Source organism: Kribbella sp. C-35 (genome assembly GCF_046549195.1).
GTDB lineage: Bacteria > Actinomycetota > Actinomycetes > Propionibacteriales > Kribbellaceae > Kribbella.
The window spans coordinates 657,725-681,137 of sequence record NZ_JAJPWG010000001.1 but is presented as its reverse complement, the minus strand read 5'-3'; the positions used below and the strand labels follow the sequence as shown (position 1 = coordinate 681,137).

Annotated in this window: 26 protein-coding genes and 1 tRNA gene; 11 read left to right on the top strand and 16 right to left on the bottom strand. The window is 68.3% G+C overall.

All coding sequences use genetic code 11. The features are described from left to right. Positions 1-25: 25 nt before the first annotated feature. From ACLJOO_RS03520 to ACLJOO_RS03495, 6 genes are all read right to left on the bottom strand, one after another. Positions 26-2,488: an ABC transporter permease gene (locus tag ACLJOO_RS03520; protein ID WP_410785335.1), complete on the bottom strand. Its 2,463-nt coding sequence runs from the start codon at positions 2,486-2,488 to the stop codon at positions 26-28. Position 2,489: 1 nt separating this feature from the next. Then, on the bottom strand, positions 2,490-3,269 hold the full coding sequence (locus ACLJOO_RS03515; RefSeq protein ID WP_410785334.1) for an ABC transporter ATP-binding protein: 780 nt from the start codon (positions 3,267-3,269) through the stop codon (positions 2,490-2,492). A gap of 98 nt (positions 3,270-3,367) precedes the next feature. Further along, positions 3,368-4,036 carry a response regulator transcription factor gene (locus tag ACLJOO_RS03510; RefSeq protein WP_410785332.1) on the bottom strand — a complete coding sequence of 223 codons (669 nt, stop codon included), beginning with the start codon at positions 4,034-4,036 and terminating at the stop codon, positions 3,368-3,370. Next, positions 4,037-5,215: a sensor histidine kinase gene (locus tag ACLJOO_RS03505; RefSeq protein ID WP_410785330.1), complete on the bottom strand. Its 1,179-nt coding sequence runs from the start codon at positions 5,213-5,215 to the stop codon at positions 4,037-4,039. It abuts the gene before it with no gap. Between the two features lie 86 nt (positions 5,216-5,301). Then, positions 5,302-5,943 (bottom strand): TetR/AcrR family transcriptional regulator, encoded by a 642-nt coding sequence (locus ACLJOO_RS03500; RefSeq protein WP_410785328.1) that lies wholly within the window; start codon positions 5,941-5,943, stop codon positions 5,302-5,304. 57 nt (positions 5,944-6,000) lie between these two features. Beyond that, entirely contained in the window at positions 6,001-6,999 is a 999-nt protein-coding gene (locus tag ACLJOO_RS03495; protein ID WP_410785327.1) for an acyl-CoA desaturase, read from the bottom strand. Between the two features lie 124 nt (positions 7,000-7,123). Here ACLJOO_RS03495 and ACLJOO_RS03490 point away from each other — a divergent pair. Next, positions 7,124-7,195, top strand: a tRNA-Gln gene (locus tag ACLJOO_RS03490). A gap of 54 nt (positions 7,196-7,249) precedes the next feature. Here ACLJOO_RS03490 and ACLJOO_RS03485 read toward each other — a convergent pair. Beyond that, entirely contained in the window at positions 7,250-8,008 is a 759-nt protein-coding gene (locus ACLJOO_RS03485; protein ID WP_410785326.1) for an MBL fold metallo-hydrolase, read from the bottom strand. Positions 8,009-8,054: 46 nt separating this feature from the next. Beyond that, on the bottom strand, positions 8,055-8,375 hold the full coding sequence (locus ACLJOO_RS03480) for a hypothetical protein (protein ID WP_410785325.1): 321 nt from the start codon (positions 8,373-8,375) through the stop codon (positions 8,055-8,057). Positions 8,376-8,480: 105 nt separating this feature from the next. Between ACLJOO_RS03480 and ACLJOO_RS03475 the strand changes: the two genes are divergently transcribed. Further along, entirely contained in the window at positions 8,481-9,023 is a 543-nt protein-coding gene (locus ACLJOO_RS03475; protein WP_410785324.1) for a hypothetical protein, read from the top strand. A gap of 7 nt (positions 9,024-9,030) precedes the next feature. Here the strand turns inward: ACLJOO_RS03475 and ACLJOO_RS03470 are convergent, their stop codons facing one another. The 5 genes from ACLJOO_RS03470 to ACLJOO_RS03450 all read right to left on the bottom strand — a co-directional run bounded on the left by ACLJOO_RS03470 (position 9,031) and on the right by ACLJOO_RS03450 (position 12,392). Beyond that, positions 9,031-9,456, bottom strand: coding sequence for a GNAT family N-acetyltransferase (locus ACLJOO_RS03470; protein WP_410785322.1), 426 nt, complete (start codon positions 9,454-9,456; stop codon positions 9,031-9,033). A 19-nt stretch (positions 9,457-9,475) separates the two neighbouring features. Then, positions 9,476-10,024 carry a GNAT family N-acetyltransferase gene (locus ACLJOO_RS03465; RefSeq protein WP_410785321.1) on the bottom strand — a complete coding sequence of 183 codons (549 nt, stop codon included), beginning with the start codon at positions 10,022-10,024 and terminating at the stop codon, positions 9,476-9,478. A 29-nt stretch (positions 10,025-10,053) separates the two neighbouring features. Beyond that, positions 10,054-10,491, bottom strand: a complete 438-nt coding sequence (locus ACLJOO_RS03460; protein ID WP_410785319.1) for an NUDIX hydrolase — start codon at positions 10,489-10,491, stop codon at positions 10,054-10,056. Continuing rightward, positions 10,491-11,444: a threonine/serine dehydratase gene (locus ACLJOO_RS03455; RefSeq protein ID WP_410785318.1), complete on the bottom strand. Its 954-nt coding sequence runs from the start codon at positions 11,442-11,444 to the stop codon at positions 10,491-10,493. The genes ACLJOO_RS03460 and ACLJOO_RS03455 overlap by 1 nt, the downstream gene beginning before the upstream one ends. 129 nt (positions 11,445-11,573) lie before the next feature. Then, entirely contained in the window at positions 11,574-12,392 is an 819-nt protein-coding gene (locus ACLJOO_RS03450; RefSeq protein ID WP_410785317.1) for an alpha/beta fold hydrolase, read from the bottom strand. Positions 12,393-12,431: 39 nt separating this feature from the next. Here ACLJOO_RS03450 and ACLJOO_RS03445 point away from each other — a divergent pair, with 39 nt between their 5' ends. Then, on the top strand, positions 12,432-12,902 hold the full coding sequence (locus ACLJOO_RS03445; protein ID WP_410785316.1) for a hypothetical protein: 471 nt from the start codon (positions 12,432-12,434) through the stop codon (positions 12,900-12,902). Between the two features lie 55 nt (positions 12,903-12,957). After that, positions 12,958-13,896 (top strand): phosphotransferase family protein, encoded by a 939-nt coding sequence (locus ACLJOO_RS03440; protein WP_410785315.1) that lies wholly within the window; start codon positions 12,958-12,960, stop codon positions 13,894-13,896. On the opposite strand, the gene ACLJOO_RS03435 is transcribed toward ACLJOO_RS03440, so the two are convergent. Beyond that, positions 13,886-14,221, bottom strand: a complete 336-nt coding sequence (locus ACLJOO_RS03435; protein WP_410785314.1) for a VOC family protein — start codon at positions 14,219-14,221, stop codon at positions 13,886-13,888. The two genes, ACLJOO_RS03440 and ACLJOO_RS03435, sit on opposite strands and share 11 nt — an antisense overlap. Before the next feature lie 221 nt (positions 14,222-14,442). On the opposite strand from ACLJOO_RS03435, the gene ACLJOO_RS03430 reads away from it, so the two are divergent. The 3 genes from ACLJOO_RS03430 to ACLJOO_RS03420 all read left to right on the top strand — a co-directional run bounded on the left by ACLJOO_RS03430 (position 14,443) and on the right by ACLJOO_RS03420 (position 18,021). After that, positions 14,443-15,222, top strand: a complete 780-nt coding sequence (locus ACLJOO_RS03430; protein WP_410785312.1) for a hypothetical protein — start codon at positions 14,443-14,445, stop codon at positions 15,220-15,222. A 317-nt stretch (positions 15,223-15,539) separates the two neighbouring features. Beyond that, complete coding sequence (gene glmU, locus ACLJOO_RS03425) at positions 15,540-17,009, top strand: bifunctional UDP-N-acetylglucosamine diphosphorylase/glucosamine-1-phosphate N-acetyltransferase GlmU (RefSeq protein ID WP_410785311.1); 1,470 nt, start codon at positions 15,540-15,542, stop codon at positions 17,007-17,009. A gap of 31 nt (positions 17,010-17,040) precedes the next feature. Continuing rightward, positions 17,041-18,021 (top strand): ribose-phosphate diphosphokinase, encoded by a 981-nt coding sequence (locus ACLJOO_RS03420; protein WP_410785310.1) that lies wholly within the window; start codon positions 17,041-17,043, stop codon positions 18,019-18,021. Here the strand turns inward: ACLJOO_RS03420 and ACLJOO_RS03415 are convergent. Further along, on the bottom strand, positions 18,018-18,722 hold the full coding sequence (locus ACLJOO_RS03415) for a hypothetical protein (protein WP_410785309.1): 705 nt from the start codon (positions 18,720-18,722) through the stop codon (positions 18,018-18,020). The two genes, ACLJOO_RS03420 and ACLJOO_RS03415, sit on opposite strands and share 4 nt — an antisense overlap. A gap of 137 nt (positions 18,723-18,859) precedes the next feature. On the opposite strand from ACLJOO_RS03415, the gene ACLJOO_RS03410 reads away from it, so the two are divergent. Genes ACLJOO_RS03410 through ACLJOO_RS03400 form a run of 3 tightly spaced genes read left to right on the top strand, consistent with a single transcriptional unit; the run spans position 18,860 to position 22,242 of the window. Continuing rightward, positions 18,860-20,827, top strand: coding sequence for a histidine kinase (locus tag ACLJOO_RS03410; protein ID WP_410785308.1), 1,968 nt, complete (start codon positions 18,860-18,862; stop codon positions 20,825-20,827). After that, positions 20,815-21,456 carry a response regulator transcription factor gene (locus ACLJOO_RS03405; RefSeq protein WP_410785307.1) on the top strand — a complete coding sequence of 214 codons (642 nt, stop codon included), beginning with the start codon at positions 20,815-20,817 and terminating at the stop codon, positions 21,454-21,456. The genes ACLJOO_RS03410 and ACLJOO_RS03405 overlap by 13 nt, the downstream gene beginning before the upstream one ends. Before the next feature lie 24 nt (positions 21,457-21,480). Further along, positions 21,481-22,242 (top strand): DUF1932 domain-containing protein, encoded by a 762-nt coding sequence (locus ACLJOO_RS03400; protein WP_410785306.1) that lies wholly within the window; start codon positions 21,481-21,483, stop codon positions 22,240-22,242. On the opposite strand, the gene ACLJOO_RS03395 is transcribed toward ACLJOO_RS03400, so the two are convergent. Next, a complete protein-coding gene (locus tag ACLJOO_RS03395) occupies positions 22,235-22,483 on the bottom strand; it encodes a hypothetical protein (RefSeq protein ID WP_410785305.1) in 249 nt (82 codons plus the stop codon). The genes ACLJOO_RS03400 and ACLJOO_RS03395 overlap by 8 nt on opposite strands. A 296-nt stretch (positions 22,484-22,779) precedes the next feature. Here ACLJOO_RS03395 and ACLJOO_RS03390 point away from each other — a divergent pair, with 296 nt between their 5' ends. After that, positions 22,780-23,406, top strand: coding sequence for a 50S ribosomal protein L25/general stress protein Ctc (locus ACLJOO_RS03390; protein ID WP_410785304.1), 627 nt, complete (start codon positions 22,780-22,782; stop codon positions 23,404-23,406). Positions 23,407-23,413 lie beyond the last annotated feature (7 nt).

The window sequence follows — 23,413 nt, the reverse complement described above, 5'->3', positions numbered from 1 at the left end:
CCCTCAAGCCGGGCGAGCCGCTGGCTCATTCGGTTGCCAGTGCGCCGGCCGGTGCGACCTTGGCCGCGCGGCGGGCAGGTAGCACCGAGGCGAGCAGGCCCGCGACCGCGGCGATGGCGGCGATCGCGATCAGCAAGGTCCCGGGTACGGCGTACTCGACGCCGCCTTCGGCCGTCTGGCCGCCCATCAGCGCGCTCGTCCCGGTCCAGCCGTAGATCAGGCCGAGCACGATCCCGAGACCGGCCGCGACCAGTGCCATCAGCAACGATTCGACCGCGAGCATCCGGCGCAGCTGGCGGCGGGACAGACCCATCGCCCGGAGCAACGCGTTCTCCCGCGTCCGCTCCAGCACGGACAGGCTGAGCGTGTTGCCGACGCCGACCAGCGCGATCAGCACCGAGACCCCGAGCAGACCGATCCCGACGATCAGCAGTACGTCGAAGACCTTCGTGTAGCTGGTCCGCTCGGCCAACCCGCCCTGCACCGACAGATCCTTGACGGTCGGGATCGACTGCTCCACGGCGTCGATCACATCCCCGCCGTCCGCCTTCGGGTCCGACGCCAGCCAGAACCCGGTCACCGGCGCGCTCGGCGCCAGCTTTGCGAGATCGGCCGACGTGACCGTGAACGGGTCGAGTCCGTTCCCGCGCTGGGCGGTCAGGGTCAGCTTGTGCTGCCCCGACACGATCGTCATCGGGCTCCCGTTCTCGAGCTTCAGCATCTGCATCGTCGGGTAGTCGAGCAACGCCGTACCGGGCTTGACCTGCGCGGCCAGCGACGGGTTGTGGATCACCGATCCGGCCGCGGCCGCGTCGATTCCCGTGACCTCGAGCTCCTGACCGCCGGACTTCACCATCACCTTGCTGATCGGGACGACCTGGGTGATGCCCTTGATGTCACGGAGCTGCTGCTCGGCGCTCGCGGGCATCTTCTCGTTGTACGTCGTCACCATCAGATCGACCGGATACTGGCCGTCCATCGACACGTCAAACGTTTTCCGTACCGAGGCGATCCCGACGCAGGTGAGGCTGATCAACGTCACGCCGATCAGCAGCGCCGACGTGGTGGCCGCCGTACGCCGGGGGTTGCGGACCGCGTTCGCGACGGCGATCCGGGCCGGTACGCCGCCGGTCTTGGCGGGCAGTGCGCCGATCACGCGGATCAGCGCCGGGACGAGCAGCGCGCCGATCGCGAGGATGCCGAGGAACGAGATCGCGCCGCCTGCGACACCGATCAGTACCCCGTGCTGCATCGCCCCGACGGCGAGGAGTAGGCCGCCGCCGGCAAGGAGCAGGAAGCCCAGGATCAACCGCAGTACGCCGGCCTTGGTCGCGGCCGTCGGAGCCGCTTCAGGACGAAGCGCCGCCAGCGGCGCCACCTTGGTTGCCCGCCGAGCGGGTACGACGGCGGCCACTACCGTGACTGCGACACCTAGGAGCAGCGGCAGGAACAGCGACACCAGGTCGAGGTGCAGTGGTACGGGCGGGATACCCCAGTCGAACTCGCGGGACAGCGCCAGGCCCAGCGCGGACAGCGCGACGCCGAAGACGACACCGATCGCGGACGCGATCACGCCGACCACGGTGGCCTCCGCGAGCACGGAGGAGAACACCTGCCGGCGGGACGCGCCGACGCAGCGCAGCAGCGCCATCTCACGGGTGCGCTGAGCGATCACGATCGTGAAGGTGTTGCCGATCACCAGACAGGCGACGAACAGCGCGATCACCGCGAACATGCCGAACACACCACCGAGTACGTCGATGCCGTTGGTGAGGTCCTGCACCTCGTGCTGAATGAAGGCCTCACCGGTGTAGGCAGTCAGACCGCTCGCCACCACAGCCTGCGCGGCGTCGGCCAGTTGCTGCTGGGTGACGCCGGGCTTGGCGGCCAGTGCGATCCCGCGGGTGAACGCGCCCGGGTCGAAGATCTTCACCGCGGCCGGAGTCGCGACCGCGGAGGCGGTTCCGACGTACTTCGAGTCGTCCAGCAACCCGACGACGGTGACGGTCCACGACTTGTCGTCGTACGAGCTGATCCGCAATGTCTGGCCGACGCCGATCTTGTGCTTGGTCGCGGTACGGGCCGGGAGGGCGATCTCGTTCGTTGCGGTTGGCAACCGTCCGGACGAGGTGCTGGGGCCGGCGATCTGCGGCGCGCTGTAGAGCGCGTCGATCGGAACCGTGGTTCCACGGACCAGATCGGGGAACGCGACGTCCATGTACGCGGTCGTCAGCGTCACGACCGCCGCGGCCTGCGGCAGCTTCTGGACCTTGGCGATGTCGGCGGGGGAGATGGTCGCCCGATCCGGGTAGACGACGGCGTCGACGCCCTTGTACTGCGCGCCGATCGTCTCGTCGACGCCGTGCGACGCGGACGCATGCACGATCATCGCGAGCGAGCCGAAACCGACCCCGAGGACGATCGCCAGGCAGGCGGCGACCAAGCGGCCCATGTGGGCGCGCAGCGAGGAGAGGAGCGAGCGTCGCACGTCAGGCCCCCAGCCGGCGCAGCGCGTCGAGAACGCTCTCCGGGGTCGGCTGCCGCAGCTCGCCGGCCAGCTTGCCGTCGGCAAGCATCACGACGCGGTCGGCGTACGACGCCGCGAGCGGGTCGTGCGTCACCATCACCACGGTCTGGCCGAACTCGCGGACCGAGCGGCGCAGGAAGCCGAGCACCTCGGCGCCGGACCGCGAGTCCAGGTTGCCGGTCGGCTCGTCGGCGAACACGACCTCCGGGCGGCCCACGAGGGCCCGCGCCACCGCGACCCGCTGCTGCTGGCCGCCGGACAGCTCCGACGGGCGGTGCGTGAGCCGGTCGCCCAGCCCGAGAACCTCGATCAGCGTGTTCAGCCACTCCTGATCGGGCTTTCGGTTGCCGAGCTCGAGCGGGAGCAGGATGTTGTCGTTCGCGGTCAGCATCGGGAGCAGGTTGAACGACTGGAAGACGAAGCCGACCCGGTCCCGGCGGATCTTGGTCAGCTCCGCGTCCGGCAGTCGGGTCAGCTCGGTCTCGCCGAGCAGCACCTGGCCCTCGGTCGGGGTGTCCAGCCCGGCCAGGCAGTGCATCAGCGTCGACTTGCCGGACCCCGACGGACCCATGATCGCGGTGAACTGGCCGACCCCGAAGTCGACCGAGACCCCGTCGAGCGCGGCGACCGCGGTGTCGCCCTGTCCGTACACCTTGCGCAGTTCGTGCGCCCGGATCGCGGTCCGCGGCTCCCCGTCCTGCGGCAACCGCCCGGCCGCAAGCTCTCCGGTCTGCAAGCTCATGTCACTCCTCAACTCAACTGAACGTTGGTGAAGAAGTTAGTGAGAACGCGGAGGGATCTCGTCGGACCGGAGACTGCAGTGTGCGTACTACCTGGGTATTACTTGGTAGGCCGGACGAGGCCCGTCTCGTACCCCAGGACGACGAGGGCGACCCGGTCCCGCAGGCCGGTCTTGGCCAGGATCCGGCCGATATGCGTCTTGACCGTTGCCTCGGACAACGTGAAGAGCCTGGCGATCTCGGTGTTGGACAGGCCGCGGGCGACCTCGACCAGCACCTCGCGCTCGCGGGCGGTGAGGTCTTTGAGGTCGGGGCGCTCGATATCGGCGTCGGGCAGTGCCCCGGCGAAGTGCTCCAGCAGGCGTTTCGTCGTACTGGGAGACACCACGGCGTCCCCGGAGTGCACCTGACGGATCGCGCTCAGCAGGTCGGCCGGCGGCGTGTTCTTGAGCAGGAAGCCGGCCGCACCGGCCTTGATCGCGGCGAACGCGTACTCGTCCAGGTCGAACGTCGTCAGCACGATGACTTTAGGTGCGTCCGGCAACGACTGCAGCCGGCGGGTCGCCTCGACGCCGTCCAGCCGCGGCATCCGGACGTCCATCAGCACCACGTCGCACGCGGTCACCTGGATCTTCTCGAGCGCCTCGCCGCCGTCGCCCGCCTGGCCGACCACCCGCATATCGGCTTGCGAGTCCACCAGCATCGTGAACCCGGCCCGGACGAGTTCCTGATCATCGACAAGGAACACCCGGATCACGTCGTCGTTCACTTACTCTCCAGTCGGCAGGTTGTACGGCAGTCTGGCGATCACCTCGTAACCACCGCCCGCCTTCGGTCCGGCGTTCACCGTACCGCCCGAGACCGAGGCGCGCTGCCGCATCCCGACCAGGCCGTGACCCGGGTCCGTACTCGGCGCGACGCCGGCGCCGCGGCCGTCGTCGGTGACCACCACGGTCAGCATCTCGCGCCCGAAGTCCAGGCTGACGGAGGTGCGCGCCCCCGGCCCGGCGTGTTTCAGCGTGTTCGTCAGACCCTCCTGCACGATCCGGTACGCCGTCAGCCCGAGCAGCGCCGGGAGATCGCGGGGTTCCCCGGTGACCTCGTAGCTGACGCTGAGCCCGGCCTCCCGGACGTTCTCGATCAGCTCGGGCAGGCTGGAGACGCCGGGCTGGGGGCGGGGCTGGTTCGGGTCGAGCTCGTTCTGCTCGTCCTGCTTGAGCAGCCCGAGCATCTTGCGCATCTCGGTCAGGCTCGCGCGACCGGTGTCGCCGATCGTGGCCAGCGCCTTCTTCGCCGCCTCGGGAGACTGGTCCGCGGCGTACAGACCGCCGTCGGCCTGGACGATCATGATCGACAGGCCGTGCGCCACCACGTCGTGGATCTCGCGGGCGATCCGGGTCCGCTCGTTGCTGACGGCCAGTTTGGCCTCGCGGTCGCGGTCCCTTTCGAGCTGGGCGGCCCGCTCCTCGAGCTGAGCGACGTACAGGCCGCGGGTACGGCGGCGCTCGCCGAACGCCCAGACGCCGAAGACGACCGCGCCGAGCGCGACCATCATCGTGACCTGCTGCTTCCAGTCCGAGTTCGACCAGTACCGCGAGGTCGCCATCAGGACGCCGAGACCACCGATTCCCAACGCGATCCGGCTCAGCCGTACGTCGCCGTACACGGAGATCGCGTACAGCGCGACCAGCAGGCCGACGTTGCCGGGCATCAGCTCGATGCCGCCGAGCCACTGCAGGGCCGCGACCGAGCAGACCGCGACGAAGACGAGTTCGGGGTGGGTGCGGCGCCAGATCAGCGGGACCAGCATGCCGAACGCTAGGATGCCGCCCCAGTGTGCTTGGGCCAGTGACAGGAAGCCGAACATCATGCACAGGCCGCCGGCCAGGAACAGGTCGAACGCCTTGCTCCGGGCAGGCAGCGGCCTCGCGGTCAGCATCCCCGTCATGCTGGCCAGGGTACGGGGCCCGCTCTTGGCGGGGGTCATTCCACGGTCGGATGTCGGCGTACGACCAGAGGCTGTTACTTGTGCTGTTACTTGTGTGGCCGGGTCGCGAGAACCGGCTTGACCTCGAGGCCGGAGAGGCCGTTCCAGGCGAGGTTGACGAGGTGTGCGGCGACGTCCTGCTTCTTCGGTTTGCGGGCGTCCAGCCACCACTGGCCGGTGAGGGCGACCATGCCGACCAGCATCTGGGCGTACATCGGGGCGTTCTTCGGCTCCAGCCCGCGGCGCTTGAACTCCTCGGCCAGGATGTGCTCGACCCGGGTCGCGACGTCGCTGAGGATCGAGATGAACGAGCCGGTCGACGACCCGACCGGCGAGTCGCGGACCAGGATCCGGAACCCGTCGGAGTTGTTCTCGATGTAGTCGAGCAGCGCAAGCGCCGCCTGCTCGACGAGCTCGTGTGCCCGGCCGGCCGTCAGCGCGCCGGTGACGCCGTCGAGCAACGCCCGTACCTCACGGTCGACAACGACGGCGTACAGGCCTTCCTTGCCGCCGAAGTGTTCGTAGACGACCGGCTTCGAGACCTCGGCACGGTGGGCGATCTCCTCGACCGAGGTCGCCTCGAAGCCCTTCTGGGCGAACAGGCCCCGGGCGATGGTGATGAGCTGCTCGCGACGTTCGGCACTGGTCATCCGGATCCGGCCGGATCGCCGCGGTTTGGGTTCCGTCACGTCGTGATCACGTCAGCATCATGCCGCACTTCGGGTATTGCCGGTGGGAGTTTAAGGTCAGGCAGCCTTGAGCGTACGGGGCGAAGAGTCCACACGTCGGGCCTCCAGCCGCTCCTTGACCGGCCAGCGGACGTCCGAGACCCAGCCGCGCTTCTCGAAGATCCAGATGCAGCGGGCGGACGTGTCGAGCTGCCCCTTCAGTACGCCGTGCCGCGCGCAGGTCGGGTCGGAGTGGTGCAGGTTGTGCCACGACTCGCCCTGGCTCAGGATCGCCAGCCACCACACGTTGCCGGACTTGTCGCGGCTCTTGAACGGCCGGTCGCCGATCGTGTGGCAGATCGAGTTGATCGACCAGGTGACGTGGTGCAGCAGCGCGATCCGGACCAGGCTGGCCCAGAAGAACGCGGTCAACGCACCGGTCCACGACCAGGACCAGAGGCCGCCGATCACCGCCGGCGCAAGGAGGCTTACGGCGACCAGGAGCGGGAACATCCGGGACACCTTGACGACGTCCTTGTCCTTCAGCAGATCCGGCGCGTACTGCCGCTGCGGGGTCTGCTCGGTGTCGAACAGCCAGCCGACGTGCGCGTGGAAGAAACCCTTGGTGAGCGCGCCCAGCGTGTTGCCGTACTTCCACGGGCTGTGCGGGTCGCCGTCGCGGTCGGAGAACTTGTGGTGCTTGCGGTGATCGGCCACCCAGCGGATCACCGGGCCCTCGATCGCCAGCGAGCCGGCGATGGCGAGCGCGTACTTGAGCGGGCGGTTCGGCTTGAAGGACTTGTGCGTGAACAGCCGGTGGAAACCGATCGAGATCCCGTGACCCGCGACCGTGTAGAACACCACCGCGAGTACGACGTCCCGCCAGCCGAGGAACCCGCCCCACGCGATCGGCACCGCCGCCAGCACCGCCAGGAACGGGATACCGATGAACAGCGCCAGCGCGACCTGCTCCCACGGCTTCTTCTGCTCACCGCCGAGCGTTCCGGTGTCTACGTCCTCGTCGACCGGCGCGGTACGGGTGGGCGCATCCGGAGCGGCAACGGCGGGTGGAGTCATAGCGGTCAATCCCTCAGCTCAGCGTGTCCTTACCTACGCCACCGTAACCTACGGCACCGTAGGTAAGGAACCCCTGGAGCGTGTCGTCCACCCCACTCATGGCAAACTGTCCCGGCAACCACGATCCCCCGTGGGGTAATCGGCAGCCCGCGAGACTTTGAATCTCGAAGACCAGGATCGAAACCTGGCGGGGGAGCAGCATGAACCCCGGCTCGGGTGTCTCCGAGCCGGGGTTCTGTTCATTTGGTCTTCATTCGGACGCGGGTCTGGCCTGGTTCAGGTTCGACTGGTGGGGGACTGTGAGCCAGTCTTGGGTTAGGCGGGGGTCGGGTGGGTCTTCTCCTCGGCGTAGGGCGTCTATGTAGGCGCGGTCGGCGGTCAGGCGGGCTGCTACTTCGGGACCCTTGGCGACTGCACCGTGGCCGGGGATCAGGATGTTTGCGTGCTGGGCGGCGTCGGTGAGTCGGTCGAGTGCTGTTTCGTAGGCGCACACCTGGTCGGGGCGGCGGGCGTCGAGGAGGGGGATCAGGACGTCGGAGAGCATGTCGCCGGCGATCAGGACGCCGCGGTCGGCGAGGAGTACGGCGGCGTGCCCGATCGCGTGTGCCTGATGCTCGACGACCTCTCCCGGAATGGGTCCCCCATCCGCAGGCAGCGGGCTCAGGAGCCCGATCAGCTCAAGTGGAACGCCCTCCGCGCTCTCCGCCGCCATCGCCTGGGCCCGCTCTCGCACTTCCCCGGCAACCGTCGCGCACCCGAGCGTGGCATACCGCGGCACGTCGCCGTACCGGGAATGCCAGAGCAGGTGATCCCAGTGCGGATGAGTCGAGAACCCGGCAATCACCGGAACCCCCAGCCGATCCACATCATCGGCGAGCTCGTTCAGATCGGCCCCGTCGATCCCGGGATCGACCAGCACCAACCCACCCTCCCCCTGCACGACAACGGCATTGCTCCAAACCCACTCACTCTGCCGCACCCAAACCCCGTCACCCACCTGCGTCAACATCCGCTCAATGTGCCACCTGCCACGACCCGAGCGCGAGACCCGACGTCTACTTGTCGTGCGATGCCTGGTGTCGTGCGGGCGGTTGTGGCCGGCGGTGGGCCCAGATAACTGCGGCGATCCAGGCCAGCAGCGCCAGTACGACGCCGACAGCACCACCGGCTCCCGCTCCATCGAGAAGGCTCCCGATGACGGCGCCCACGGCGCCCATCGTCAGCACCGCCGCCCACAGCAGTCCGAACGCGTCGCCACCCGCGCCGAGGTCGCGCAACCGCTTGTCGAGCGGACGGCGCCCTCCCGTCAGCAGCACGATCTGCGCGCTGATCACCACTGCGACCACCAGCCCAAGCACCAACGGAACGGTTCCCACCACCCCAGTGTGCAGATCAACGCACTGGCGGGTTGCTTTACCGGTGGCGTGTTTGTAACCCGGCAGTGGTCACATAAGCCGGCAACGGTGGCTAGATTGTGCGGCATGGGGCGGGCGAGGGGGCTGCGGTGCGGGGTGCTGGCGTTGTGGTTGGTGGTTGCGTTGGCCGGGTGTGGGGGCGGGTCGGCGGAGCGTGCGGAGGAGGCGGATGTGGATCGGATGCCTGCGCGGTTCCGGATCGTTCCGGACGACTATCACGTCCCGTACGCCGGAACGGCCGAGGACGGGCGGAAGTTCTTTCTCAGCGACGAGTTGTTCGGTCCCGCGTCGGCGTACGTCGGCTTGTTCCTGTGGAACGCGGACGGGACGTTCGACGAGGTGAAGGTCGACGAGGTCGGCCGGCCTGCGGGCGTTCCTCCTGGACAGGCTGCTTCGGCCGGTGCGGATCAGCTGCGCGCCGCGCGGTTGGCTGAGCTCGGCAAGTACGTCCTCGAGCCGATCGACGTCGCGCCGTTCGCCGTCGAAAGGAACGGCGTGACCTTCGGCTGGGTAGGCACCGAGTTCGAAGGCATCTACTCGATCCACATCGAACCAGGCGACTTCATCGCCTACTACGAACCCTGGGACGGCCTCGAATACGACACCTGACCGCGGTTCAGGTCAGTGTCTTCTTGAAGAAGACGGCCGAGTCCTCGTAGCCGAGAGCCAGGTAGAACGCGCCTGCTCGGCGGCTGGCGAGGGCGAGGTAGGCGGCGCCTGTGGATTCGGCCCATCGCTCGGCGTGTTCCATCAGCAGGCGGCCGATTCCGGACTGCCGCTGGCTTTCGTCGACCATGACCTCCTCGACCCAGGCGACGGGGCCGTTGGCAAGGAACGTGAGATGACGGTTGCCGAGCAGGTAGCCGACGATTTCACCGTCGGCGGTCTCGGCGACCAGCAGCAGGGTGTCGGGTACGTCGACCAGTTGCTTCCAGGTCGCGTCGAATGCGGACCGTTCGGGAGTGAACGACGTGGCGAAGGCCCGCGCGAGCGGCCAGACGTGCTCGCGGTCTTCGAGACGGGCTGGACGGATGACGATCACGAACTCATTCTCCTGCGGGTCACAACTCGTCTTCGAGGCGGATGGGGGAGCGGAGGAAGTCTTCCTGGTGTTGCTGTGCTTTGGAGCTCAGGAGTCGCATCAGGATTGATTGGCCCGTGGGGGTGTCGTCGACGACGACTGTTGCCTCGGGCACGGAGGGCCAACCCGTGGCCTTGGCGTAGAACGGCTGGTTGTGCGGTTCGCAGCAGATCAGGCCGAGGTCGGCGTCGCCGGACTCGATCCGGCGACAGGCGGCCGCGACCAAGTGCCCGGCCCATCCTTCGTTACGGAACTGCGGGAAGGTGAGGACGCTGGTCGGAGCGGCGACCTTGTACGTCGTGCCTTCGTGGGACAGGTCGACGTGGACGATCTCGAGGTGGCTGACGACCAGGTCACCGGCGACGTACAGCAAATGGTGCGGTTCGTACGCCGGGTTGGTGATCCAGTCGCGATACCTGAGCTCGCCGGTAAATCCTTCCGGCCAGACGATCCGCAGGAACGACAGGACCTGCGCCTTCAGCAACGGAGGCAGGTCCCCGGGCGCGTATTCGGCGTACCGCACATCCATGGCACCGAGTCTCGTTCGGATCCGCCGGACTAGCGAGCGGATTTCTCGCGGGTGAGCAGGTCTCCGAGTTGTGGTGGGAAGACGGTTTCGGCGGTCTCGATCAGCTCCTGCGCGGTCCACCAGCGGAAGCCGAGGATGGTGGTGGTTTCGTACTCGCTCAGCTGCGCCGGCGCGGGCGCGAAGTGTTCGACGTGGTGCAGCAGCCATTCCTCGTGTACGTCGACTGTCTCGCCGTTGAACTCGTACGTGTGGTCCCGGGTCCACACGTGGATCCCCGTCGGCAGATCGCGCAGACCGGTCTCCTCGTACGCCTCGCGCGCGGCCGCGGCCTGCAGGGACTCGTCGGGTTCGACGCCGCCGCCGACCGGATACCAGCATTCGGCCTGGGTCTTCGGGTCCTTGGCGTGGATGAGGAGCACGCGGTCGTCCTCGTCCAGCAGCAGGAGTTTCACCGCGAGCCTCGCCATCAGAGGCTGACCCAGCGCCGGTACTTGTCCAGGTCGACGTTGCTGCCGCACACGATCGTGAACACCTGTCGTCCGGCGAAGCGGTCGCGGTCTTCGAGGATCGCGGCGATACCGAGCGCGGCCGATGGTTCGACGACGAGGCCGGCGTGGTCGAGCAGCATGCGCAGACCGGTGACGATCGAGGACTCCGGGACGAGTACGGCGTCATCGGCGACGACGAGGAGGTCGTCGAGGACCTCCGGGATAGGGATGCGGCCCGCGACACCGTCGGCGATGGTGTTGATCGCGTCGGTGGTCACGACCCGGCGCTGATGCCAGGAATGCGTTAACGCCGGCGCACCGAGCGGCTGCACACAGATCACCTCGACCGCGGGCGCGAGCGACTTCAGCACGTACCCCACACCCGTCGCCAGCGCACCCCCACCAAGCGCAATCAGCACCACGGGCCGGTCGATCCGTGGCTGGTCGATGTGTGGCGCGAGTTCGAGGGCGATGGTTGCTGCGCCTTCGCAGGTTTCGAGGTCCAGGCTGTCCTCGAGCAGGCGAATCCCGTCGTACTGCGCGATTGCGGCAGCTCGTTCGCGGGCGAGTTCGTGGTCGCCGTCGACGAGTTCGAGTTTGGCGCCGAGTGCGCGGATCCGGTCGAGCTTGGTCGTGGTCGCGAACCGCGAGGCGACGACCGTGACGTCGAGACCACGGTCCCGGCTCGACCAAGCGAGGGCCTGGCCGAGGTTGCCCGCACTCGCGCACACCACGGCGCGCGAGTCGCTGCCGGCGAGTTGACTCGCGACGACTTCGGTGCCTCGGCCTTTGAAGCTGCGGACCGGGTTCGCCGTCTCGAGCTTGATGCTGATCGCACAGCCGAGCAGCGGTTCCAGCGCTTCGCAGCGATACAAGGGACTGTCCAGAAACACCGGATCGATGACCTCGCGCGCCGCCCGAATCCGATCCATGTCGAGCCGCGTCCCCTGCACAACACCGCATCCTACGCAATCGTGCGCGGTGCTTGTCCTGTGCACACCCCACGGGTTTGGCCACAGGCAATACCTTGTTCACCGCCCCCAGCCGGTGCACCCCGAACTTCACCCATCAAGGAACTCCCGGATGTGCTGTGCCCAGACCTCAGGTTGTTCGAAGTGGCACATGTGGGCAGTGTCGGGGATGACGGCCAGCCGGCTGGGGACAGCTTCATGGAGGCGCTGAGCCAGCTGAACGGGGAACCCCATGTCCTTCTCCCCATGCAGGATGAGAACGGGTTTCGCGAAGTCGCGGAGAATCTGTTCAGGATCGCCAGTGATCCACGGGTGCATGAGGCCGTTCATCGCGCGTTCATACGACCAGTCACCGAGGTCGGTGTCCAGTGACTCAAGCAGCTGCAGGTACGCCGGCGCACGGGCGAGGTCCCACACGAAGATCGTCGAGTTGCGAAGGGCACCGTTCGCCTCGTCCTCGACCCGTTGGCGGCGCTGGTACTCGTCCCAGTCCGCGAGGTAGACCGCACCCTCCGCGGACGAGTACGCCGACGTCGACGCGAGCACCAACCGCCGTACCTGCTCCGGATGCTGGTGCACGAACTCCATCGCCGCCCGCCCACCCGTCGAGAACCCGACCAGGTCAACCGCCCCGAGCCCGAGTCTCTCGATCAACCGATGCGTGTCCTGTACGACGTACTCCGGCTGCAGGTCGTCGTCAGGTAACCCCCGACTGCTCCGCCCGCACCCGCGGAAGTCGAACAGGACCACGTGATGATCCCGGGCCAACGGCTCGAACCCGGGCACCAGGTACCCGTGCCCGACATCAGGCCCGCCGTGCAGCACCACGACCGAAGGCCGATCACTCCGCCGTCCGAGCTCCCGGACGAACAGCGTGACGCCCCCGACATCCACCAGCGAATCACCCATACTGCAAGGATTCCAGGCCCTTCCGACAATACTGGTGCGATGACGGAACTGGAGAAGGCGACCTGGACGGCGGCCGACTTCGAGGTGATGGGCTGGCACGACTGCCGGGTGCACGCGGTGAGCATCGGCGTCCGCGAGGACGGGTTTCCCTGGCAACGCGTACTGCTCGATCTCGACTACATCGTCCGGTGGGTGGATCCGGCGTTCGCGCGGCGGCACTTCACGTTCTGGATCGCGCCGTCGACGTTGGTGTTCGACGAGGCGTGGGACGTCTCGGGCAAGCTGGAGCCGATGAACGACCTGCTCGAGATCGCCGACCTGCATCGGCTCGACCCGCCCGACGACCGCCCGGACCCGCTGTGGCACATCGAGGGCCACAACTTCGACCTCCGCCTCCGCGCACCCGGCTTCACCCAGTACGTCCGCACACGGCCCGTACACAGCAAGGGCCAGTACCTGACTCACCCCGAACGCGGCGGCCTCAGCTTCGCCGAACGCTCGTACGACTGAGCCTGGGGCAAAATCGACAGACAGCCTGCGAGGAGTACGGCTAGGGTCTGTCGGCATGTCGTTGTCGGACGCATTTCTGCGGGAACAGCTTCACAGTCTGGGGTACCGGGAGCCCGAGCAGGTTGCGATCGGGATGCAGGGCGCTGTGTTTCGGCTCGGTGGGGAGAAGATCGCGAAGATCTGGTTCCACGCGGGCGAGAGTGAGCTGCGAACGCTGGAGGAGTTGTACGCCGCTGTCGACGGCCGCTTGCCCTACCGCACGCCGCGCCTGCTGGACCTGCACCGCCCGGGGTCCTATTGGGTGACGATCGAGGAAGAGCTGCCGGGAGTCCCGCTGCACACTGTGGCGCCGCAGTTCGGCGATGCGGGCTGGGAGCGGATGCGGGACTGCGTTGTGGAGGTGGTCGAGGCGCTCGCGCAGGTCGAGGCGCCGGCCGTTCTTCGCCGTACGACGGTGCTCGACGAACCGGATCCGTTCCGGCCGGAGGGCGTGTCGTGGATCGAGGCGCTGTCGGGTCTCGTCCGTCGACGGGTGGCGCGCTTCGGCGATCAACTGAGTCCGGTCATCGACAACTTCGAGACGAAGATCGAGAACCTCTTCGTGCTGCTGTCCGAGTTGAAGGAGCCGGAGACGCGCCTGGTCCACGGCGACGTCACCGCCGGCAACATCCTCGTGGACGAGAACCTCCGCCCCGTAACGCTCCTCGACTTCGGTCTGCTGACCATGCCGGGCGATCCGGTCTTCGAAGCGGCCGCCACCGCAACCGTCATCGACCTCTGGTCCCCACGGGCCCGCGAGATCGAAGCTGCCTTCGACACGGAGTTCGCCGCCCGCCTCGGCTACGACCCCGAACATCTCCTCATCTACCGCTGCGCCTACTCCCTCATCATCGCCAACGCCCACGACCAAGACCCCTACAACCGCGACACCCACGTCCCCCTCACCGCAAACCTCTTCAACACCCCGCAGGTCGCAGCGCTGCTCAGCCGATGATGCAGAAGATGGTGCCGTCGGGGGCTTTCAGGACCACGAAGTCGGCGTTGGGTGGGTAGGTCCAGTCTTCTACTCGTTCGGCGCCGAGGGCGATGAGGCGGTCCACTTCGGCTTCCGGGGTTGAGGTTTCCTTGTCGACCCAGAGGTCTAGGTGGGTACGGTCGGTGCTGTCGAGGTGGAGGCGGGTGGCTGGGGTCCCGGGTGGTGGGGCGAGGAAGTCTCCGTTGTGGGGGTCGGCGGTCATGCCGAGAGCCTCGCGCCAGAAGTCGGCGGCAGGGCCGGTGTCCGGGACGTTCAGGACGACTGCTCCGAGTGTGAGGGCCATACCTTCCAGGGTTGCAGAAAACGGGCTGTAACGCAGGCGGTGGTCCGCAGCGTCGGGAGGGGTGTAGGAGACGCTGACTCGGAGGGGATCGTTGTGAGACTGAAGAAAAGCATGCTGGTCGTGATGACCGGGGCCCTGGCGACCGCGGTCACGGCGGGGACCGCGGCCGCTCGCCCGGCCAACGAGACGGCCAAGGAAACGGCTGCCCAAGGATCGTTGCAATGGACAACAACCGCGACCCATCGGCAGCCGGCCACCTTCAACGACGTGGCCTCCGGAGCAGGCGGGACGTCGGCGGCGACCAGGTCTACGACTTCGCCGTCCAACGCCCGCTGGCGATGCGCTGGGACGGCAAGGCCTGGAAGGCCACAACCCAACCGGTGAAGACCAACGCGAGCCTGGAGAGCCTCGGCGGCAAGGAACGCGCCGTCGTCTACCGGTACGCCGCCGGAAAGTGGCAGGCGCTCAATACCGGTCTGGAAGGATCGATCAACGGAAACGTTCTGGCTGTTCTTTCCGCGAAGAACGCCTGGCTCGGCCTCAACGCCGGCCTCGCGCACTTCGACGGAAAACGCTGGACGCTGGTCAAGGACCTGCCCACCGACGGCTCCCAGATCCCGACCGGTATGGCGGCCGCCGGCCCGAAGAACATCTGGCTCGTCGGCGTCCAGTACACGTCCGGAATCGCTCCCCTGGCTCTGCACTACAACGGCACCAAGTGGACCAAGATCGCCGTACCGGCCGGCATGGCCCAGCTGTACGACGTTGCCCTGCGCAACAACCTCCCGGTCGTGGTCGGTGAACGCTTTGCAGACGGCCAGACCGCGGCGCCGTACGTCCTCCAGTTGAGCGGCTCGAAGCTCGTCGCGGGCCCGGCGCCCAAGGCCGCGACCGGCACCCTCACCGGCGTCACGACCGCGAAGGACCGCGTCTGGACGGTCGGGATGTCCGCAGCGTCGGCGCAGTCCCCGTTCGCCGCGCTGGCCGCGTTCAGTCGCTGACCTGCCCTCAACCCGTCCGGTCCGCTGTGCGCTATCAGGAGCAATTGAGTGAGGCTAGCCTAACTTCGATCCCGAGGGGTGGGATGCCCGAGTCCGACGTCGTATCCGTGATTACTGGAAACGCGGCGAAGCGGACCGCGAAGATCACTGAGAGTTACCGGTCTGGTCGGCTGGTGTCGCGGCGGGGGTGACATCGGTCTCGCCGTCCCCGTGCGAGGGGGCATCCGGGAAGCAAGTAGGCTTGCGCGGGCGCTGTTTCGGGTGCCCATGCTGATACTTGTTGAAAGAACTCGCAGGGAACTCGAGGAGAAGACCGCGTGACTTCCCATCGCCCCGCGGCGGTCGTGATCATGGCCGCCGGGCTCGGTACCCGGATGAAATCGGCGACCCCGAAGGTGTTGCACGAGATCGGCGGGCGAAGTCTCGTCGGCCATGCCGTGCTGACCGCCCGGGCGCTCAGTCCCGAACACCTCGTGGTCGTGGTCGGTAACGGCCGTGAACTGGTCGAGGAACATCTCAAGCTCGTCGACCCAGAGGCCCGCACCGCGGTCCAGGAGCAGCAGCTCGGCACCGGTGACGCCGTCCGCGCCGGGCTCACCGCCGTACCCAAGGACTTCGACGGCTCGGTGATCGTGACGTCCGGTGACGTCCCGCTGCTCGAGGCGGAGACCCTCCACGACCTGATCGCCGAGCACGACAAGCACGGCAACGCGGTCACCGTCCTGACCGCGCGGGTCCCCGACCCGACCGGGTACGGACGGATCGTGCAGGGCGCGGACGGCACCGTCGCGGCGATCGTCGAGCACAAGGACGCCACCGCGGAGCAGCGGGCGATCGACGAGATCAACGCCGGGATCTACGTCTTCGACGCGGTCACCCTGCGGGACGGTCTCAGCCGGCTCACCACCGACAACGCCCAGGGCGAGCTCTACCTCACCGACGTGATCGGCATCGCCCGGACCGACGGCAAGCGGGTCGGCTCGCACGTCACCGACGACGAGATGCAGACCGAGGGCGTCAACGACCGGGTCCAGCTCGCCACGCTCCGCGCCGAGCTGAACCGCCGTACGCTCACCAAGCTGATGCGCGCCGGCGTCACGATCGTCGACCCGAACACGACCTGGGTCGACCAGACCGTCGACGTCGCCCGCGACGTCACCCTGCTGCCGAACACGCAGCTGCACGGCGCCACCGTGGTCGGCAGCGGTACGACGATCGGCCCGGACACCACGCTCACGGATGTCGAGATCGGCGAGAACGCCACGATCATCCGGACGCACGGCTCGCTGGCGATCATCGGCGACGGTGCGAGCGTCGGCCCGTTCGCGTACCTGCGCCCGGGCACCAAGCTCGGCGTGAAGGGCAAGATCGGCACCTTCGTGGAGACCAAGAACTCCACCATCGGCGACGGCGCCAAGGTCCCGCACCTGACGTACGCCGGCGACGCGACGATCGGCGAGGGCGCGAACATCGGCGCCGGCACGATCTTCGCGAACTACGACGGTGTCGCGAAGCACCCGACGCATGTCGGCAAGCACTCGTTCATCGGCAGCAACTCGGTCATCGTCGCGCCGCGGACCATCGCGGACGGCGCCTACCTGGCGGCCGGTACGGCGCTCACCGAGGACGTCGGCCCGGGCGAGATCGCGGTCGCACGCGGCCGGCAGCGCAACATCAAGGGCTGGGTCGCGCGGAAGCGGGCCGGCACCAAGACCGCCGCGGCGGCCGAGGCAGCACTGGCCGACCAGCCGGCCGATGCTGCGAAGCCGGACGAGCAGCAGGCCTGAGCGGCAGAAAGCACAACGGGAGGCGCGGGCGATGAGCGGGATGAAACGAACCACCGAGAAGAACCTGATGGTTTTCTCCGGCCGGGCGCATCCCGGTCTCGCCGAGGAGGTGGCCACGGAGCTCGGGTCCGGCCTGGTCCCGACCCAGGCGTACGACTTCGCCAACGGCGAGATCTACGTCCGGTTCGAGGAGTCGGTCCGGGGCAGCGACGCGTTCGTGATCCAGAGCCACACCTCGCCGATCAACGAGTGGATCATGGAGCAGCTGATCATGGTCGACGCGCTGAAGCGGGCGTCGGCCAAGCGGATCACCGTGGTGCTCCCGTTCTACGGGTACGCGCGGCAGGACAAGAAGCACCGCGGCCGGGAGCCGATCTCGGCCCGGCTGATGGCCGACCTGTTCAAGACCGCGGGCGCCAACCGGCTGATCTGCGTGGACCTGCACACCTCGCAGATCCAGGGCTTCTTCGACGGCCCGGTGGACCATCTGATGGCGCTGCCGATCCTGAGCGACTACGTGCGGGAGAAGTACGGCGACCAGCAGTTGGCCGTGGTCTCGCCGGACGCCGGCCGGATCAAGGTGGCCGAGCAGTGGTCGGCGCGGCTGAACAACGCGCCGCTGGCCTTCATCCACAAGACCCGCGACATCGACCGCCCGAACGAGACGGTCGCGAACCGGGTCGTCGGTGAGGTCAAGGGCCGGGTCTGCATCCTGGTCGACGACATGATCGACACCGCCGGCACCATCACCAAAGCCGCCGACGCGCTGTACGCCGAGGGCGCGGCGGGTGTGGTGATCGCCGCGACGCACGCGATCCTGTCCGGCCCCGCGGTGGACCGGCTGAAGAACTGCCAGGCCAGCGAGGTGATCGTCACCAACACGCTGCCGATCGCCGAGGAGCGCCGCTTCGACAAGCTCACCGAGCTGTCGATCGCGCCGCTGATCAGCCGAGCCATCCGCGAGGTCTTCGAGGACGGCTCGGTGACCAGCCTGTTCGACGGCCGCGCCTAGGCCCTGACTGCCGACCGGCCCTGACTGCCGACGGCGGCCCGGCGCCACGCGTAGTACGCGACGGCGATCGCGCCGGCCGCCATCGGGATCTGCACGGCCAGCCCGATCCACCCGTTGCCCGGGACCACGAAGCTGATCACGATGAACAGCACGAGCAGCGGCACCCAACGCGGTACGGCGTGCGACCGCCACAACCCGACCACCTGGAGCACCGTTCCGACGGCGACCATCAACGCGCCGGCGAGCATCGGGCCGAACAGGTGGAGCAGGTCGTCGTTCGCGGTGCCGATCACCACGCCGCCCGTCGTGGCGTCGACCCCGGTGGCGACGTAGTACGTCGCCGCGAGCCCGCCGACACCGACCGCCTGGAACGCGATCCCGATCCACATCAGAAATCCGCCGGTCGTGGCCCAGCCCGCACCGCGACCGCGCACGAGGTAGCCGGTGAGGAAGGCCTGAGCCGCCACGCCGAGGATCCCGCTGATGCTCAGGACGACGAGCAGTCCCCACCAGCGGTCCCGCAGCGGCTGAATGTCGGCGTACGAGTAGGTCTCGCCGCCGCCTGACGGTTCGGGCCAGAGGACGCCGCCGGGCGTCGCGATGACGTTGCTGATGATGAGTACGATGCCGATCGCGCCTATGCGCCGGCGGGTGACAGGATCGGCCGGTACGACGTTCGGCCGGACAGTTGTGGTGGACATCGGGACCCCTCCCGCGAGTAATTCGGACAGGTCCAGCGAACGCCCGCACGGCCGGTCGGCACATCGCAGCGAGCACGGACCCGGTTCTCCGTGCTGGCTCGGAGCCATCCGGCCGAAACCGGCCTTACTCTGACGACATGCGGTGGCCACGGTGGGTCGCGCTCGGTACCTTCCTGCTCGTTCTGACGCTCGTGGCGGGAAGCTCCTGGCTGTTGATCGCGTACCGCACCGGCCCGCACACGCTGCGGAACTTCATCGGTCTGGCAGCGATCGGAACCGCGATCGCGGCACTCGGGCTCGCGGTCGCCCGACGGCAGCCGGCCAACCCGGTCGGGGCGATCCTCGGCTGGATCGGCGCGATCGCCGTGTTCCTGACCGCACGCGACGTCTACTACAACGCCGTCGTACAGGATCCGGGGCAGTTGCCACTGGACAACCGGGTGGTCGCCTGGCTCGACGAGAGCGGCTGGTGGCTGCTGGCCGCGGTCGCCTTCCTGCTGCTCTACTTCCCGACCGGTCAGCTGGTGAGCAGTCGGTGGCGACCGGTTCCCCTGGCGTTGCTGATGCTCGGAATAGGCCAGCAGGCTTTCGGCGCGTTCGCCTCGGAACCGTTCCTGTCGCCGCTCCAAAACCTGCCTCGGCCGTACTCGCCGCTGTCCGGAGTCCCTGGTGTGGTCAGCGAGGTCGTGTTCTTCGGGTTCCTGGCGCTCTGTCTGACCGCGGTCGTTCCGGTGGCGATCCGGTACCGCGGCTCGACCGGCACAGTCCGCGCGCAGCTGAAGTGGCTGCTCCTGGCGGGCCTGGCCGCCGTTGTCTACCCGCTCGTGTGCCTGGCCGAGATCCTGGTCACCGGTCACAGCGGCATCGTGGCGACCGTCTTCGGAATCGTCACGCTGGTGGCTCTCCCGGCCTCCGTAGCGGTGGCGATGCTCCGGCACGACCTGTACGACGTCGACCGGGTGCTGGCCGACACGGTCAGCTACAGCATCGTGATGGTCGTCCTGCTGGGCACGTACGCCGTCGCAGCCGTCTCACTCGGACTGGTACTGGGACGTGACTCGGCTGTTGTCGCCGCCGCTGCAACGGCCGTGTGCGCGTTGATCCTGGCACCGTTGCGAACCCGGCTGCAGCGCGCCGTCGATCGCCGTCTCTACCCACCGCGACGTGCCGCACTGCTGGCGATCGAGGATCTGCAGCATCGCATCCACACCGAGCAGGCGCAGCCCGAGGACCTCGAGTCCGCGCTGCGGACCGCACTCCGCGATCCTGCTCTTCGCGTCGGCCTGCTGATCCCGGGAGCGTCCGGCTTCGTCGACGCCGCAGGTACGCCGGTGGCCGAGCCGCGGCTGGTCCCGGTGCTGCTGGGTGGTGAGCAGATCGGCGTACTCGCATCCGGTGCGACGTCCCCCGCCGTACTGAAAGCGGTGGCGGCTGCGGCGGCCAGTCTGGTGGAGGTGACGCGGCTGCGGGCGGAGCTGGCCGGCGCCTTGCGTGAGGTGGCCGCGAGCCGCGCGCGGCTGGTGCAGGCCGGTGACGAGGAGCGGCGTCGGTTGGAGCGTGATCTGCACGATGGCGCGCAGCAGCGGCTGGTCGCGTTGGGGATGGCGATGCGGTTGGCCCAGCGGCACCTGGACGACGGGACGGTCGATGTGAACGGCCTACTCGATCAGGGTGTCGCCGAGCTCGGTACCGCGGTCGCCGAGCTGCGGCAGATCGCCCACGGCCTGCGCCCGACCAGCCTGGACGACGGTCTGCACGCGGCGTTGAGCGCGATCACCCAGTCGCTGCCGATACCGGTCCGATTGCAGATCCCGCCCGATCTGCCCGAGGAACTCGCCACGACGGCGTACTTCGTGGCCGCCGAGGCGGTGACGAACGCGGCGAAGTATGCGAACGCCACGTCGATCGTGGTCCGGGTGGCGCGGTCGGCCGACGTGATGCGGGTCCGGATCGAGGACGACGGGTGTGGGGGAGCCGTACCGCGGCCCGGCTCGGGGCTGAGCGGGCTGCTCGATCGGGTTGCGGCGGTCGGCGGTGCGCTGGAGCTGCGGAGTCCGGCCGGCCGCGGTACGACGGTGGAGGCGGTGCTGCCGTGCGAATCGTGATCGGCGAGGACTCGGCGCTGTTCCGCGAAGGCCTGGCACGTCTGCTCGCCGACGCGGGACACGAGATCGCCGGCCTGGCCGCGGACGCCACGAGCCTGCTGACCGTAGTCGAGGAGACCCGGCCGGACCTCGCCGTGATCGACATCCGGATGCCGCCCGACGGGACCGACGACGGTGCCCGGGCCGCCCGCCAGCTTCGGGTGCTGCACCCTGGGCTCGGGATTGTCCTGCTTTCCCAGCATGTCGAGACGCGGCACTCCGTCGAACTGGTCGCGACCGGTCGCTTCGGCTACCTGCTCAAGGACCGCGTGCTGGCGGTGGACGAGTTCCTGGACGCCCTGGACCGGGTCGCTGCCGGTGGATCGGCGCTCGATCCGGAGGTCGTCAGCCGGTTGATCGGCCGGCGGCAGGCCGACGACCGCCTCGCGCCGCTGACCCCGCGCGAACGCGAAGTACTCGCGCTGATGGCCGAGGGCTGCACGAACGTCGGCATCGGCCGGCGGCTGTTCCTGACCGAGCGGACCGTCGAGACGCACGTCGGCAGCATCCTGGCGAAGCTCGGCCTGCTCACCAACGACGAACAGCACCGCCGGGTGCTCGCGGTCCTCGCCTATCTTGGAGGCCATTGACCGCTCTCCCGAAGGACTGGCGCCATGCGTATTGCTGTCTTCCATCCCGGTGCGATGGGCTCGAAGCTCGCGGCGCAACTGGTCGCCGCCGGCCATGAGGTGCGCTGGGTGCCGGACGGTCGCAGTGACGCCTCCAAGGCGCGGGCCGACGAGGCCGGGCTGATCGGTGCGTCGTTCGCCGACGCGGTGGGCGGCGCCGAGGCGGTGCTGTGTTCCTGTGCACCGCAGGGCGCCGTCGACATCGCCAAGCAGGTCGGCGCCGCGGGCTTCGCCGGCTTGTACGTCGAGGCGAATCCGCTGTCCCCGGCGTCGTTGCGGGAGGCCCAGTCCGCCGTACCCGATGCGACGTTCGTCGACGCCGGTGTGGTCGGGCCGCCGCCGACCGGTGGCCCTAGCCCGACGCATCTGATGCTGTCCGGTACGGCGGCCGACCAGGTCGCCACGCTGTGGGCCGGTACCGCGGTCACCCCGATGGTGGTCGGCGCCGAACCAGGTGCGGCCAGCGCGGCGAAATCGTCGTACGCCCTCTATAACAAGGGCAAGGCGGCGCTGGCGGTGCTCGCTTTCCAGCTGGCCGAGAAGCACGGTGTCACCGAGGCGCTGATCGCGCAGCAGACCCGCGCGGACGGCGGCTCGCTGAAGGATCCGGGCCTCCCGGACCAGCTCCGCAACGTCGCGTGGCGCTGGGGCCCGGAGTTCGACGAGCTGGCCGCGACCTTGGACGAAGCCGGACTCGAAGGCGACGCGGCCCGGGCCCTCCGTCAGGTCTGGACCAAACTCAGCTGAACGTCGGCTGCCCGTAGTCGCGCAGGACGAACGGCGGGATCAGGTCGATCAGCCGCGTCATCGCGTCCAGCCGGGCCAGCACGTCCGGTACGGCGAACCCGTCGACCGACCAGGTTGACGGTGTGCGTCTGCTGGGTCTTCCGTTGCTGGTGACGTACGTGTAGTCGAGTACGCACAGGCCGCGACCTTGGTACACGCCGGCGTACGTCTCACCCGGCTCGCCCTCCCGGCGATCAGCCACGTCATCGCAGCGATGAAAACCACTGGAATCAGCGTGCTGAGTGCGACGTACGGCGAGATCACCCGGGCAAACTATCGAACCCCGGGGCCGGATTTCCCGTCTGGCCGCGCTCGTGGGTAGACTGTTTTGGTTGCCTCGGCGAGGGACGCCCCCCGAGAACTGTTGGGCGCGGCTCCGTGATCGACGCGGTGGTTCGTTGCCTGACGCCTTCTCGGGGTCAGCAGGCGCCCGCTGAGGCCGCAGCCGAGTTCCAACCAGACAACAGATCACCGCAACGCTTTTGAGGAGTTCATCTCGTGGCCGAGGTCAAGATCCACGCCGAATCGCGTACGGAGTTCGGCAAGGGAGCTGCCCGCCGAATCCGCCGGGACAACAAGGTTCCCGCCGTCCTCTACGGCCACGGCAGTGACCCGGTGCACATCACGCTGCCCGGTCACGACACCATGCTGGCCCTGAAGACCGCCAACGCCCTGCTGCTGATCGAGGTCGAGGACGGCGAGTCCCACCTGGCGCTGCCGAAGCAGGTCCAGCGCGACCCGATCAAGGGCTTCATCGAGCACGTGGACCTGGTCATCGTCCGCCGTGGCGAGAAGGTCCAGGTCGACATCGCGGTGCACCTCGAGGGCGAGGCCGTCAGCGACGCCCTGGTCGTCCTGGAGGCGCAGAGCATCCTGGTCGAGGCCGAGGCGACGCACATCCCCGACGGTGTCACCGTCTCGATCGAGGGCCTCGAGATCGGCGCCCAGATCCACGCCTCCGACCTGAAGCTCCCGACCGGTACGACGCTGGCCGTCGAGCCGGACACCCTGGTCGTGAACGTCACCCAGCAGCCGACCGCCGAGCAGCTCGAGGGCGACACCGAGGCCGCTGAGGGCGCCGAGGCCGCTCCGTCCGAGGAGCCGGTGGCCGCCGCGGCCGAGTAGTCTGCAG

Coding starts and splice junctions, on each gene's coding strand:
- ACLJOO_RS03415 (WP_410785309.1), bottom strand. CDS start 18,722: ATGTCCACCACAACTGTCCGGCCGAACGTCGTACCGGCCGATCCTGTC.
- ACLJOO_RS03440 (WP_410785315.1), top strand. CDS start 12,958: ATGTCGTTGTCGGACGCATTTCTGCGGGAACAGCTTCACAGTCTGGGG.
- ACLJOO_RS03435 (WP_410785314.1), bottom strand. CDS start 14,221: ATGGCCCTCACACTCGGAGCAGTCGTCCTGAACGTCCCGGACACCGGC.
- ACLJOO_RS03495 (WP_410785327.1), bottom strand. CDS start 6,999: ATGACTCCACCCGCCGTTGCCGCTCCGGATGCGCCCACCCGTACCGCG.
- ACLJOO_RS03430 (WP_410785312.1), top strand. CDS start 14,443: ATGGACAACAACCGCGACCCATCGGCAGCCGGCCACCTTCAACGACGT.
- ACLJOO_RS03400 (WP_410785306.1), top strand. CDS start 21,481: ATGCGTATTGCTGTCTTCCATCCCGGTGCGATGGGCTCGAAGCTCGCG.
- ACLJOO_RS03410 (WP_410785308.1), top strand. CDS start 18,860: ATGCGGTGGCCACGGTGGGTCGCGCTCGGTACCTTCCTGCTCGTTCTG.
- ACLJOO_RS03485 (WP_410785326.1), bottom strand. CDS start 8,008: ATGTTGACGCAGGTGGGTGACGGGGTTTGGGTGCGGCAGAGTGAGTGG.
- ACLJOO_RS03460 (WP_410785319.1), bottom strand. CDS start 10,491: ATGGCGAGGCTCGCGGTGAAACTCCTGCTGCTGGACGAGGACGACCGC.
- ACLJOO_RS03455 (WP_410785318.1), bottom strand. CDS start 11,444: ATGGATCGGATTCGGGCGGCGCGCGAGGTCATCGATCCGGTGTTTCTG.
- ACLJOO_RS03505 (WP_410785330.1), bottom strand. CDS start 5,215: ATGACGGGGATGCTGACCGCGAGGCCGCTGCCTGCCCGGAGCAAGGCG.
- ACLJOO_RS03450 (WP_410785317.1), bottom strand. CDS start 12,392: ATGGGTGATTCGCTGGTGGATGTCGGGGGCGTCACGCTGTTCGTCCGG.
- ACLJOO_RS03420 (WP_410785310.1), top strand. CDS start 17,041: ATGAGCGGGATGAAACGAACCACCGAGAAGAACCTGATGGTTTTCTCC.
- ACLJOO_RS03515 (WP_410785334.1), bottom strand. CDS start 3,269: ATGAGCTTGCAGACCGGAGAGCTTGCGGCCGGGCGGTTGCCGCAGGAC.
- ACLJOO_RS03465 (WP_410785321.1), bottom strand. CDS start 10,024: ATGGATGTGCGGTACGCCGAATACGCGCCCGGGGACCTGCCTCCGTTG.
- ACLJOO_RS03475 (WP_410785324.1), top strand. CDS start 8,481: ATGGGGCGGGCGAGGGGGCTGCGGTGCGGGGTGCTGGCGTTGTGGTTG.
- ACLJOO_RS03445 (WP_410785316.1), top strand. CDS start 12,432: ATGACGGAACTGGAGAAGGCGACCTGGACGGCGGCCGACTTCGAGGTG.